6 protein-coding genes and 1 pseudogene are annotated in these 13,836 nt (G+C 60.6%); 4 read left to right on the plus strand and 3 right to left on the minus strand.

Features of this window, described 5'->3' with window-relative positions:
• Nucleotides 1-197: 197 nt before the first annotated feature.
• Complete coding sequence (locus I7X09_RS17030; protein WP_200313089.1) at nt 198-2,279, plus strand: PhoX family protein; 2,082 nt, start codon at nt 198-200, stop codon at nt 2,277-2,279.
• 79 nt (nt 2,280-2,358) lie between these two features.
• Here the strand turns inward: I7X09_RS17030 and I7X09_RS17035 are convergent, their stop codons facing one another.
• The 3 genes from I7X09_RS17035 to ggh all read right to left on the minus strand — a co-directional run bounded on the left by I7X09_RS17035 (nt 2,359) and on the right by ggh (nt 11,523).
• Nucleotides 2,359-8,346 carry a DUF7927 domain-containing protein gene (locus I7X09_RS17035; protein WP_234036605.1) on the minus strand — a complete coding sequence of 1,996 codons (5,988 nt, stop codon included), beginning with the start codon at nt 8,344-8,346 and terminating at the stop codon, nt 2,359-2,361.
• A gap of 1,036 nt (nt 8,347-9,382) precedes the next feature.
• The gene (locus I7X09_RS17040; RefSeq protein ID WP_370334015.1) at nt 9,383-10,078 is read right to left on the minus strand and encodes a glycoside hydrolase family 25 protein; all 696 of its coding nucleotides are present in this window, start codon (nt 10,076-10,078) and stop codon (nt 9,383-9,385) included.
• 107 nt (nt 10,079-10,185) lie between these two features.
• Complete coding sequence (gene ggh, locus I7X09_RS17045; RefSeq protein ID WP_200313090.1) at nt 10,186-11,523, minus strand: glucosylglycerate hydrolase; 1,338 nt, start codon at nt 11,521-11,523, stop codon at nt 10,186-10,188.
• Between the two features lie 110 nt (nt 11,524-11,633).
• On the opposite strand from ggh, the gene I7X09_RS17050 reads away from it, so the two are divergent.
• From I7X09_RS17050 to I7X09_RS17060, 3 genes and pseudogenes are all read left to right on the plus strand, one after another.
• On the plus strand, nt 11,634-12,332 hold the full coding sequence (locus I7X09_RS17050; protein WP_095973754.1) for a haloacid dehalogenase type II: 699 nt from the start codon (nt 11,634-11,636) through the stop codon (nt 12,330-12,332).
• Nucleotides 12,333-12,404: 72 nt separating this feature from the next.
• Nucleotides 12,405-13,316 carry a cation transporter gene (locus tag I7X09_RS17055; RefSeq protein WP_200313091.1) on the plus strand — a complete coding sequence of 304 codons (912 nt, stop codon included), beginning with the start codon at nt 12,405-12,407 and terminating at the stop codon, nt 13,314-13,316.
• Between the two features lie 119 nt (nt 13,317-13,435).
• Nucleotides 13,436-13,836: pseudogene (locus tag I7X09_RS17060) on the plus strand (DUF222 domain-containing protein); the annotation flags it as partial.

The raw sequence follows: 13,836 nt of genomic DNA on the forward strand, positions 1-13,836 counted from the left end.
TGCGCAGCATCATCACCTGCGGTGACACCGTCATGGATCGGCGATGACAAATGTCATGCGACGTCCCCGCGGGGACGCGTCGGACATTGCCGGTAAGGGTCGCCTCGTTGTTTTGCCGTTCATTTTTACGTTCCTTTACCCTTGCTTAGAGCTTCTACGGTTCCCGAAGTCCGTACATCGAATCTCGGGAGTTCACGGTGGCTATCAAGCCTTTGGCCTTGTTCGTCAAACACGACGGCGTGTCTGCACGCGCGTCGATCACCTGCCAGTACAAGTGCGGAAATGCGTGCTCTCACGAGGTCCCCAACACCTCGGGCGGCGAGTACTTTCGCGACATCGCACGCACTGCACTGACTCGTCGAGGCATGCTCCGGGGCAGTGGCATGGCAGTGCTCGCGGTGGGAGCGGGCAGCGCCCTCGTCGCCTGTTCGGACGAATCTGCAAGTGCGGAACCGGGAACCGGATCGACGAGCGGCAGCAGCGGCGGGTCCACACCAGCGGGGACGAACTTTGGCGCCGTCGCGCCCAACAAGGAAGACAAGGTCACCGTCCCTGACGGATACGATCAGGCCGTCGTCATCCGTTGGGGTGACGCCGTTCTCGCCGGAGCCCCGGCCTTCGACTTCGACAAGCAAACTGCTGCTGCACAGGAACTGCAGTTCGGATTCAACAACGACTTCGCCGGATTGCTCCCGGTCGACGGGCAGCCCAACACCTACCTGCTCGTGGTCAATCACGAATACTCCACCGAGCCGGCGATGTTCCGCGGCTACGATGCGGAGAACCCGACCGAGGAGCAGTTCAAGATCGGCCTGGCCAGCCACGGACTGTCGGTCGTCCAGGTCAAGGGCGAATCCGACAACGGCAAGCTGGTACCGGAGATCGGATCGAACAACCGCCGCATCACCGGAACCACGGAGTTTGTCGTGACCGGCCCCGCTGCAGGTAGCGACTTCCTCAAGACGAGTGCCGATCCCACGGGAACCAAAGTGCTCGGCACCCTCAACAATTGCGCCGGCGGTGTCACACCCTGGGGCACAGTGCTTTCCGGCGAAGAGAACTTCAACCAGTACTTCGCGAACGCCGAGGGTGTCACCGATCCCACGGTCGCAGCACGGCTGAAGCGCTACGGTCTGGCCGGCGCCGCTTCCGAGCGCAAGTGGGAACGCTTCGACAAGCGGTTCGATCTGGTCGCAGAACCCAACGAGGTCAACCGATTCGGATACGTCGTCGAGATCGATCCGTGGGATCCGTCGTCGACTCCGATCAAGCACACAGCGCTCGGACGGTTCAAGCACGAAGCCGCCACCATTTACATCACGTCGGACGGAACCGTCGTGGCCTACAGCGGCGACGACGAGCGCTTCGACTACATGTACAAGTTCGTCTCGAGTCGAAAGATGCAGGACGGCAAGAGTCAGGCAGCCATGCGCCACAACATGACTCTGCTCGACGCCGGAACGCTGTACGTTGCAAAGCTCAGCGGAAACTCCGCCGGCGAGATCGACGGCAGCGGCAAGCTCCCGTCGGACGGCACGTTCGACGGAACCGGCGAATGGGTCGCCATCCTGCGCACCGGCGAAGACGGCAAGGGCGAATCGCTGGTCGACGGAATGAGCGCCGAAGAGGTCGCCGTCTTCACCCGTCAGGCCGGTGACAAGGTCGGGGCAACGAAGATGGATCGTCCCGAAGACTTCGAAGCAAACCCGAAGAGCGGCAAGGTTTACGTCGCACTGACCAACAACACCAAGCGCGGAGTCGACGGTGGCGCCGCGGCCGACGAAGCGAACCCGAGGAACAACAACAAGAACGGCCAGGTCCTCGAAATCACCGACGAGCACGCCGGCACCACCTTCGGCTGGAACCTTCTTCTCGTCTGCGGAGATCCGGCCACAGCCGATACCTACTTCGGTGGTTTCGACAAGAGCAAGGTCAGTCCCATCTCGTGCCCGGACAACCTTGCCTTCGACCCGCACGGAAACCTGTGGATCTCCACCGACGGCAACGCACTCAAGTCCAACGACGGACTGTTCAGCGTTGTCCTCGAAGGCGAAAACCGCGGTGAGACAAAGCAGTTTCTCACCGTTCCCGTCGGCGCCGAAACCTGCGGCCCCATCGTGGACGAAAAGCGCGTCATCGTCTGCGTCCAGCACCCCGGCGAGACCGACGACGCCAGCATCGAAAGTCCCGCATCCCACTGGCCCGACGGTGGCTCCTCCCAGCCCCGCCCGTCGGTAGTTGCGGCCTGGAAGAAGGACGGATCTCGGCTCGGCTCGTAACACCGCACGAAAACGACTGTGGGGCAGATCGCATACTCTGCGATCTGCCCCACGTCGTTACCTCAGATTCTCACGAGAATCAGTTGTCACCATCCTCGCGACGCTTACGCGTCAGGAGAACAACACCCGTTCCCAGCGCCAGCAGCAGAACCAATCCACCTGCTGCGAGCAACGTGGTATTCACGCCACTCTCACCAGCGCCACCACCGGAGTTGATCGTTCCGCCCTGAGGAGCAGACGTCTGCGGCTTCGGCTGACCCGGCTGACCCGGGTTTGCTGTCGGCGGCTTCGGCTGTCCCGGAACCGTGCTCGGAACCGGCTGACCCGGAACCGTCGGCGGTACGACGATCGGAGGCACAACGACGATCGGAGGCACAACGACGATCGGGGGAATGATGATCGTCGGTGTAACCGGCACCGTCGTGTTCGGAACCGTCGTGGTCGGCGGAACTGTCGTGACCGGCGTCGTGGTCGTCGGCGGCGTAGTTGTCGTCACGCCACACGGATCCACTATCTCTTCCGCGACAACTTCTTCTGTCGTGGTCTCCTCTGTGGTGGTCTCCTCCGTAGTGGTGGATTCCTCCGTACCGGTCACATCGGCGTCTCCGGCAGTGATCGCGCTAGCCGTCGTGGTCGCAGCCGTTGTGGACGGAACCATCCGCGTGGTCGTCGTCGGAGGAACACAGGGCTCCGTCGTGACCGGCGGCGTCGTGGTGGTCGTCGGAGGCACCGTGGTGGTGGTCTCCGGCGGGTCCACCGGGTGTTCGGTGCAGAGAGCATCGCCCGGAACACAGTCCACCGGCGGGTTCTCGCCACCAACCACCAGGTAGTTGTTCAGGACTCCCGGAGTGAATCCGGGACCTGACAACGTTCCGATCTCAGGATTGACCTTGACGGTGTACGTCACCGTCGCGCTCTCACCCTTGGCCAGCTTTCCGGTGACCGTGAAGACGTTGTCGACGACACCCGAAACAACCAGCGTGGAAGTGGTTGCCGGATTCTTCGTCATTACTGCATCGTCGAGAACATCGGTCAGATCGTCGTAGAAGCTGATCTCACCATCCGCGGTGCCCACATTCTTGAACGTGAGCGTGTACGTGATCTCCTGGCCGCCAACCACACGGTTCGTGGTGGACGGGTCAGAGGACTTCAGTACCTCGATTGCGGGAGTGCCATCAACCGGGTGTTCGGTCGTCACCGGCGGAGGAGTGATCTCCGGACCGGTCGGCGGCTTCGCAGTACCGGTGACCTTGTTGTTGATCAACGTGCCACCGGCAACACCGGCATTGACCTTCACCTGGTAGGTCAGAACAACCGACTTACCGGCTTCGAGTGCACCCGTCCAGGAGAGCGTGGTGCCCTCGAGGGTCGGAGCAGTCGCGTCGACACCGTCGACAGTCGCCTTGAGCGAACCGTCCACCAACGCCGCGTTGTCGAGAACCTTCGACAGATCATCGGTCAACACCACCGGATCAAGGGTCGTGTTACCCGTGTTGGCACCGGTCACCGTGTACGTGATCGTCTGACCAGCAGCGACATTGGTACCCGAGGCCGGATCCGCAGTCTTCGCGACCGTGAACCCCGGAACCTGAACCGGATGCGTCGTGCACAGCTGCGTCGCCGGATCACACACCTCCGGAGGATCAACCGGAGGAGTCGTACCCGGAACAACAAAGTTGTTCACGAACACCCCACCGACCACATCGGCATCGACCTTCACCGAATACGTCACCGTCTTCGTTTCACCGGCCGCCAAGGTCCCCGTCACCGAGAAACCATCCGTGCCGACCATCGTCGCAACCAACGGAGCATCAGCAGTCAAACCACTCAATACACCCTTGTCCACAACCTGACGCAGATCGTCGAAGAACGCCACCTCACCCGCACCGTTACCAGTGTTCGAGAACGTGAGCGTGTACTTGATGTCCTGACCGGCAACAACATTCGAACCCGACACCGGATCAGAGGACTTCACCACAGCAATCTTCGGAGACACCACCGGATGCGTCGTGCACAGCTGCGTCGCCGGATCACACACCTCCGGAGGATCAACCGGAGGAGTCGTACCCGGAACAACGAAGTTGTTCACGAACACCCCACCGACCACATCGGCATCGACCTTCACCGAATACGTCACCGTCTTCGTTTCACCGGCCGCCAAGGTCCCCGTCACCGAGAAACCATCACTGCCGACCATCGTCGCAACCAACGGAGCATCAGCAGTCAAACCACTCAATGCACCCTTGTCCACAACCTGACGCAGATCGTCGAAGAACGCCACCTCACCCGCACCGTTACCAGTGTTCGTAAACGTGAGCGTGTACTTGATGTCCTGACCGGCAACAACATTCGAACCCGACACCGGATCAGAAGACTTCACCACAGCAATCTTCGGAGACACCACCGGGTGTTCGGTCGTCACCGGCGGAGGAGTGATCTCCGGACCGGTCGGCGGCTTCGCAGTACCGGTGACCTTGTTGTTGATCAACGTGCCACCGGCAACACCGGCATTGACCTTCACCTGGTAGGTCAGAACAACCGACTTACCAGCCTCGAGAGCACCAGTCCAGGAAAGCGTCGTACCCGCCAGCGTCGGAGCAGCACCGTCGACACCGTCAACCGTTGCCTTGAGCGAACCGTCCACCAACGCCGCGTTGTCGAGAACCTTCGACAGATCATCGGTCAACACCACCGGATCAAGGGTCGTGTTACCCGTATTCGCACCCGTCACCGTGTACGTGATCGTCTGACCAGCAGCGACATTGGTACCCGAGGCCGGATCCGCAGCCTTCGCGACCGTGAACCCCGGAACCTGAACCGGATGCGTCGTGCACAGCTGCGTCGCCGGATCACACACCTCCGGAGGATCCACCGGCGGAGTCGTCCCCGGAACAACGAAGTTGTTCACGAACACCCCACCGACCACATCGGCATTGACCTTCACCGAATACGTCACCGTCTTCGTTTCACCGGCCGCCAAGGTCCCCGTCACCGAGAAACCATCACTGCCGACCATCGTCGCAACCAACGGAGCATCAGCAGTCAAACCACTCAATACACCCTTGTCCACAACCTGACGCAGATCGTCGAAGAACGCGACCTCACCCGCACCGTTACCAGTGTTCGTAAACGTGAGCGTGTACTTGATGTCCTGACCGGCAACAACATTCGAACCCGACACCGGATCAGAAGACTTCACCACAGCAATCTTCGGAGACAGAACCGGATGCTCGGTCGTCACCGGCGGAGGAGTGATCTCCGGACCGGTCGGCGGCTTCGCAGTACCGGTGACCTTGTTGTTGATCAACGTGCCGCCGGCAACACCGGCATTGACCTTCACCTGATAGGTCAGAACAACCGACTTACCAGCCTCGAGTGCACCAGTCCACGAAAGCGTCGTCCCCGCCAGCGTCGGAGCAGCAGCAGGAGCACCGTCGACCGTTACCTTGAGCGAACCGTCCACCAACGCCGCGTTGTCGAGAACCTTCGACAGATCATCGGTCAACACCACCGGATCAAGCGTCGTCTTACCGGTGTTAGAACCCGTCACCGTGTTCGTGATCACCTGACCAGCATTGACACCAGTGCCCGAGGCCGGATCGGCAGTCTTCGCGAGTGTGAAACCGGGAACCGAGTGATTGGTCTCCACCGGAGGGGGAGTGATATCCGGACCGCTCGGCGGCTTCGCAATGCCGCTGACCTTGTTGTTCAGGACAGTGCCTGCGGCAACCCCGTCGTTGACCTTCACCTCGTAGGTGAGAACGACAGACTTACCGGCTTCGAGAAGACCAGTCCACGAAAGGGTGGTGCCCGACAAAGTGGGAGCAGTAGCAGGAGCACCGTCGACGGTCGCCTTCAGCGAACCAGGAACGACGGCAGCGTTATTGAGAACCGCACCCATATCATCAGTGATCACTACGGGATCTAGCTTCGTCTTGCCGGTGTTGGTGCCGGTGACGGTGTACTTGATCGACCCGCCGGCCTGAACAGTCGAACCGGAAATCGGATCAGCAGTCTTCTCCAAGGTGAAGCCGGGAACTGAGTGATTGGTCTCCACCGGAGGGGGAGTGATATCCGGACCAGTCGGCGGCTTCGCAATGCCGCTGACCTTGTTGTTCAGGACAGTGCCTGCGGCAACCCCGTCGTTGACCTTCACCTGGTAGGTCAAGACAACAGACTTACCAGCCTGGAGATTGGCGGACCACGACAAAGTGCTGCCCGACAGAGTCGGAGCAGCGGCAGGAGCACCGTCGACGATCGCCTTCAGCGAACCAGGAACGACGGCAGCGTTATTGAGAACCGCACTCAGATCGTCAGTGATCGTCGCGGGAGTCAGTGCCGTCTTGCCCGTGTTGGTACCGGTGACGGTGTACGTAATGGTGTCGCCGGCCCGAACCGTCGAACCGGAAGCCGGATCCGCCGTCTTCGTCAGAGTGAAACCAGGCATGGGATGCGTCGTGCAGAGATTGGTTGCAGGATCACATGTTGTCGGAGGAGTCGTAGTCCCGGGAACCAGATAGTTGTTCAGTACCTTGTTGCCGCCATCTTTGACAGTGACGGTGTATGTGACTGTCCCTTTGCCTCCCGCCGGCAAGGTGCCGCCGACCTTGATCTTGTCGGGGCCGTTCAAAGCAGCGGTGAGCCCACCGGTTGCAGCCCCGACCGCGACAGTTCCGTCATCGATGACATCGGTGAGATAGTCCGTGTAATCGATCGTCGCCGGCGCAGCGCCAGGGTTCTCGAAATTCAAAGTGTAGGTGATTGTTTGACCGATATTGACCGTCTCACCGGTAGGTGGTGACGACGACTTCTTCACGAGAACCGGTGTGTTCTTGACCTTGCAGTACACGTTGTCGCCCGGCGTAAGTGCTGCCTGCGCGACGTCACCGACCCTGAGTGTCTGGGTCACACCGTTTACCTGGCAATCCCATGACGTCGCATAGTTCGCGGTCTTGGTAGCCGAGGTAGTTGGCTTCTCCCAGAAAGTGACAGGGGTGGGCGTGGTATCCGCGAGGAGCGTCCGCCAGCCAGTCGATGCCGTCGTATCAGTCGCACCGGTCGTGGTGCTCTTGATCTCGGTTGCTGCGGCAGCGCCCGCGTTTGCGTGGTGCCCGGTGCTCATGCCGATCGTGAAATCGTCACCGGGGGTGACGCGCGTGAGGTCCTTGTCGATCTTGACCTTCGAGAGAAGGACACCGAACGCCAGGCCCTGACGAGAGGTGGCCTGAACGGTATTTCCGAAAGTGGCTGCGAAACTTGTCGGAGCAGTCGATGCAACGACCAGCGTTCCGGGCGTGCGCCCCTGGCCATTGACGTTGTTCCACGAATCGCATCGGACGGTATTGGCTGGCATACCCGTCAGCCCACCGTCACAGGCCCGAATTCCGGGGTAGGCAGGATCACTGTCGTCACCGACGGTACGTGCGATCTGCCGTAGAGGCTTGTCCGAATTGAAAGTGAGGAATTCACGGTCGTTCGTAGTATTGATATTCGCGTCTGTCGACTCGGCGTCGGCTGCTACAAGCCCGTAGTTGTTGACGGCGCCATTCGGCCCCGTCATCACGATGTTCTTCAGCGAGACTGTTCCACCGGACTGACCAGCGGTGGCTGAGGTTTGGTAGATCGCCGGCTTGATCGTCGTCGGCACACCCGTGTACGCGGAAGTTCCCAACGCTGCATAGTGCAACGTGGGAAATGCCTTCGTTTCGATCCCCTGGTGTGTCTTTCCTGCCACCGAGTCGGTGAGGAAAGCCTTGAAGTTGATCTTGTAGCCCTCGGTGAGCTGGATTTCCATCGACTGCCCGGCAGCAGAAGCAGCCGTGGCCGCATTGAGCGTCGACATATCGATCCAGCAGATGTTCTGCGAGAACGGACCGGTGCCGGGGGCGCTGAATGCGCAGCCCTTTGCGGGCTGTTCATCCGGCAGGACAGCGGCGCGAGCCGGCGCCTGAGCCTGAACGAGACCGCCGAGCGTCGCGGCCGGCTGCGCTGACGCAACCACTGACGTCGCGCCGGAGATACCGAGAATCATCGCGATGGCGGTCCACACCACCGTCCACGCTCGCACCCAGGGCGGGAGCCCTGCGGTGAATAAGGCCGACCTTGTCGGCGGAATGTCGTTAGGCATTTCTTACTCCCCAGGATGTGCCTGATCGATGTTCGGTGGACGGATATGCGAGAGCGCTGGCGCGAACTCCCGATTGATCGGTTGGTTCGGGTCGATGCGCCTGTTTTCGGCTGATCGACCTCACACCGGACGCTGTTGCCGGTCCTGTCATTCGAGCTCCTCTTCGGAAACACCTGCGTGTTGGAAGAGCCGTCCCGAACAGGACCTTGGCCCTCGAAATCCATGCAAATCGAGAGCAACCTTCCAGTTATCTGGACCAAGATAACAGATAACCGGGAGCTTGCCCATCGAAAGTCAGACAAAGCAGACCGATCGCCGTTTTTGTTCGTAGATCGGACAACATCCGGGAAGCGGTGTTGTTCAAGCGGACAATTCGCCCACCGGAGTACGTCGCGACACCGAACGCGATGAAATTCGACGTTTTCGCTGACCAGATCGGGTGAAGACCCCCGTCGAGTACGGCACCCAATCTGGACAAATGCCCAATATGTATAAGGCCTGTTGAGTGCACCACAACCATCTGAACCCGAGGCAAATCCTCGTCACTGAGTGGCGCAATACCATCCGAACAAACCGCTGAAATTGATCGAATTGATCCAGACCGCACCCAGCGACGGCTGCCGGTAACGAAGCACCCCGGGGCTCCGATATTTTGATTGCGAGGCGCAACATTCGACCCGAAACCGGGCGTCCACCCTGGCACCAGACCGAACTTCAAGTCCGTTTTGTAGCTTTTCGGAGGGAGCGATTCTGCTCACTAGTTGCCGTGGCTATCTTCTGATCATGCCCAGCTAGTCGCAAATTCAGGGACCGTGGCTACCGTTGGGCAGAATTCTCGTAACTGGCGAGCAACAACCGGACTAACCAGCCAAGCATCGCAAGAGCGCCAAGAGGGCCCCTCCACGCGCCTAGAGACAAATGCCTCGAAGGCGAAAGGCCCGAAACAGGCACCACGGAGCCAAAGGCCCGCCGCAAACTAGCTACTGCCGAACCCCACACTGTTGGCGTAGCGATCGAAATCGCCCTGCGCTCCGCTGTAGACGTTGATATCAGTGTTTCCGGTGATCCCGGGGATGCGTCCGGTGCTGGTGTACTGCCAGAAGGTCCAGTTGGACCAACCACCGGGCAGCGGGCCCGGTGCGTTCTGGCCGTTGTAATCGGCGATCCACAGCGGGTAGTGGTTGAACTCTGTGGTGTTGGCCATCTGAGTACGCCAGAAGTTGGGGTACGTGTAGATGATTGGCTGCCGCCCGGTAAGTGCCTGGACGGTGTTCAGGTAGCGATGAGTCCAGTCGATGACCTGACCGGCAGGCAGTCCTTTTGCGTCCTCTAGATCCAGAACGGGCGGGAGGTCACCGGGTCCGTTGATACCCAGGACGATCGCCGAATAGAAGGCGGCCTGGGCTTCGGGGGACTGGCGAACGTCTGCGTAGTGGTAGGCCCCGCGCGAGACGCCGGCAGCACGCATGACCAGGCAATCCTGAATGAAGTACGGATTGACGTAGTTGAGCGACTCGGTGGCCTTGACCATCGCGAACTCGTGCCCTGACGCCTTGACCTGGAACCAGTCGATTCCGGTTCCGTCCACGTGCTGCCACGAAGACACGTCCGGGCCACGTGGCGCGTCGGCAGCGGCGAGGCCAGGTGCCGTGATCGCGATGGCAGCAGCCATCGCGATCGGGGTGAGCTTGCCCAGTGTCCTGACGATCCGTCGCTCGACCATTTCCCGAGAGTAAGGTTGACTGGTCCGTTTTGTCCGCTAATTCAGCGAATGTTCACTCAACCGAGCCAGTCGAGAACGGCCGCCGCAGTCCACGACTGCTGCATGCTCCCCAACGGTTCTCCGGTGAAAGGCTCGTAGTACTCGGCAAATGTGCCGTCGCTGGCCTGCCTCAACCCCTCCGAACGCAGGACGTGTGATCGCTCGGCCCATCCCCGACGCGCGAATGCCCACGAGAACAACCACGTGATGACCGGCCACACCGGGCCACGCCAATACTCCCGAGGACGGAAATCGCCGGAAACCGGAGACGTCGACGGTGGGACAGCAAATCGCATGTCCGGGTGACCACAGAATTTGGGCCCCTCGAAAGTACGCAACAGAGCGCGCTCGGCATCACGGCTCAGGCCGCCGCACAGCAACGGCGCAAACATCGCGATGGTCTCGGTATGAACCCATCGCCCGGTTCGAAGATCGAAATCCTTTGCTGCACCCGATCGTTCATCAGTGGTGGCAATAACACCCTGCCGGAATCGATCTGCCCAACCGCGCAGATCACGGACGTCGGAGTTTGGCCGCGAATGCTCCTCGCCGATGGTTGCCAAGACGTCGCATGCCATCGAGAAGACGGCAGTGACAAACACGTCCTCGACGGCAAAACTCATGGCCGTTGCAAGCTGCGAATCCTCGTACCGCACGGCCTTCATCTCTTCGAGAAGCCAAAGGTAGCGGTCGTATTCGTGATCCTTGGGTCGCTGAGACAAGTCGGTCACCACCGCGAGATCTGCGCGCTGATACGCAGGCACTTGTCCCGCAACAACATTCGCGTACGCCAGATCCCATCGCGGAGAGTTGTCCATCCCCGATTCCCACCCGTGATAAAGCGCGATGCGGCCGTTGCCGTCGAGATCGCGGGCCTCCGCCAACCACCGGTGCCACCGAACCAGATCGCTCCAGCGCCGGTCGAGGAACTCTTCCGCGACCGCACGCGTCGTACGTCCGTGCCGACGCGAATGATCGAGAATCCGCTGCACCGCGATCGCGTGAACAGGGGGTTGGGTGATTCCCGATGTAGCGGTACCCAAAGGAGCATGAGCTGCCAACGCATTGACATCCCAGCGCGTCGGGCCGGGGAAGTAGCCGTCGACACCGTTCGCGAACACAATGTGCGGAATCATTCCGTTCTTCCACTGAGCCGAGAGCAAGGTATCGAGCTCTACTACCGCCCGTTCGACGCTGAGCGGCGCCAAACCTACCGCGACGAACGCGGCGTCCCAGCTCCACATGTGGGGATACAGCTTCGGGGCAGCGCTGGTCATCGTGCCCAGGTCGTTTCCGCGCAGCAGGTAGGCAGCTCGGGCGGCGAGCTGAGTCGGGGTAAATCCGCGGTCGGCCATAGATGTCTATTTTGCGACGCGCGGCGCCTTTGCGCTCATCGAGCACGAACCGGGCGCCGTAACCGCAATAATGTGGGAAGTCCGTCAGGCGATCTCGGAATGGAGGCCCAGTGCGCGAGAAGATCAAAGCACTGCTGTTCGACGTCCAGGGCACAGCGACCGATTTTCACAGCACACTGTGCCGAGAGGCCCGTCGAATCACCGACGCGGACGTCGACTGGTCACGCTTCGTCAATCTCTGGCGCGCTGAGTACTTCGCGAACACCTCTGAGGTCGACAACGCTTCAGACGAATGGGTGACAGTACATTCGGTGTACCGCGAGGCTCTGCGCAAGCTGTTGGTCCGCGAGAGTATCGAGCTTTCCGACGCCGAACAGGAAGAGCTCACCACCGCCTGGAAATTCCTGGACCCGTGGCCCGACACTGTCGCCGGCCTGACAACCCTGCGCCAGCAGTACACAATTGCTGCCTTGTCCAACGCCGACGTGAACGCAGCGGTCAGCATCTCGCGCCACGGAAACCTGCCCTGGCATGCCGTCTTCACTGCCGAAATGGCCGGTGTCTTCAAACCGGACCCGAAGATCTACCACCTTGCCGCTCGGTACCTCGGATACGACCCGGCCGAGATCATGATGGTTGCCAGCCACAAATACGACATACGGGCAGCCAAGGCTCTCGGATTCCGCACCGCCTTCATCGCCCGACCGCTCGAATTCGGAGCAAAGGGAAATCCTGACGTGACCTATTCCGACGAGTTCGACATCAACGCCGACGACTTTCTGGATCTGGCAGCGCAATTGGTCCACTGATGCCGTGCCTGCGCGTCGTTGCTGGTATTCCTACGTGAAGGAATATCGAAACGGACAGGCGGTTTGAAATTCATGGGCTCCAGGGAAGACAGCGCTACCCGCGAACGCATGGCCCTGCGGTACTCGCTCGTGGTCGCAACCGCGTTGGCTGTGCTCGCCGCATTCTGGGGCTGGATCTCGCAGTCCCAGGTGATCCTGCTCGACGGTGTGTACGCCCTCATCGGAATGGTGTTGACGGCGCTGTCACTGCGGGTTTCACGGATAGCCGACTCGGGCCCCACCGCACGCTTCCCCTTCGGCAAAGAGGCATTGATCCCGGTAGTCATCGCCGTCCAGGGCATGGCACTACTGGCGACGCTCGCCTACGCCGCCGTCGAGGCGGTACGGGTCATCCTCGCGGGAGGAGCCGACGTCACTGCCGGATCATTGGTGGCATACGGCGCTGTCAGCGCAGTGGTGTCGATCATCATCTGGCGCTACGTCGGGCAAGTCGACCGCACGTCCGATCTACTCGTCGCCGAAGCCAGGCAGTGGGGAGCGTCGGCTGCATTCAGTGCGCTGGTCGCAGTAGGTGCTGTCGTCGCAATGATCCTGGGCCGCACCGATTTCTCCGACGCAGACCGCTACGTCGACTCCGTCTTGGTTCTCCTCGGCTGCGCGATGTTGGTCCCACAACCGTACGCACTTCTGCGAACCGCACTGATCGAACTCCTCGAAGGTGCTCCCGGCGAGAACGTTCAGGCCCGCGTGCACGAAGCCATCACTGCCGTCCGCGACGAATTCGGTTTGGACGAACCGACTCTCACCATGAGCAAGGTGGGCCGCAAGCTGTATATCGAAGCGACGTTCATGGTCGCGCCACACAGCTGGGACATCGACGGTGAAGACGCAGTACGACGCTCGTTCGCCACCAGCCTCGCCGACCTTCCCTACGAACCATGGCTGAACATCGAACTGACTACAGATCCGGCACTGATGCTCTAACGACGGAATCTACTCTCGAACAACGCAATCACGAAGACCAGACCCGGCTCGCCTTCTCGAAAAAATTCTTGACTCGAATGTATGTTCGAGTATGATGGGAGATGAAACGGGGGGTTCTCATGACGATCAGCATCACCGACGACGCTGTCACCGACGTGGTCAACAGCTCCGCTGTGGGTGTGCGCGCCCGACTGTGGCGGCTGCACCCCACCGACGTCCGCGAGATCGCCATCACCGCATCAGCGGAAATCCTTCGCCTGGAAGCTATTCGAGTAGCCGCCGTCGACACCCTGACGTTGAACCCGGACGAACAAGTACTGTGCTACCGCGGCACCGGACAGTGGCTCGCGAACCACACCATGCTGCAAATCCCGGCCGGCAGAAGAATCGCGGCCCTGGGAAAAGCCCTCCGCTCGTTCCCTGAGATCGAAGACCAATTCGACTCCGGCGACCTTACTTTCGAACACGCAGCACTGATCGTGGCGTTCTGCGAATCCCCACCCAAAGGAATGCCCGACGC

This window comes from Rhodococcus sp. P-2, assembly GCF_016598535.1.
Classification (GTDB): domain Bacteria; phylum Actinomycetota; class Actinomycetes; order Mycobacteriales; family Mycobacteriaceae; genus Rhodococcus_F; species Rhodococcus_F baikonurensis.

Bases quoted from the DNA above. Each gene is read 5' to 3' on its own strand.
- I7X09_RS17040 (WP_370334015.1), bottom strand. From the start codon at position 10,078: ATGGCTGCTGCCATCGCGATCACGGCACCTGGCCTCGCCGCTGCCGAC.
- ggh (WP_200313090.1), bottom strand. From the start codon at position 11,523: ATGGCCGACCGCGGATTTACCCCGACTCAGCTCGCCGCCCGAGCTGCC.
- I7X09_RS17055 (WP_200313091.1), top strand. From the start codon at position 12,405: ATGGGCTCCAGGGAAGACAGCGCTACCCGCGAACGCATGGCCCTGCGG.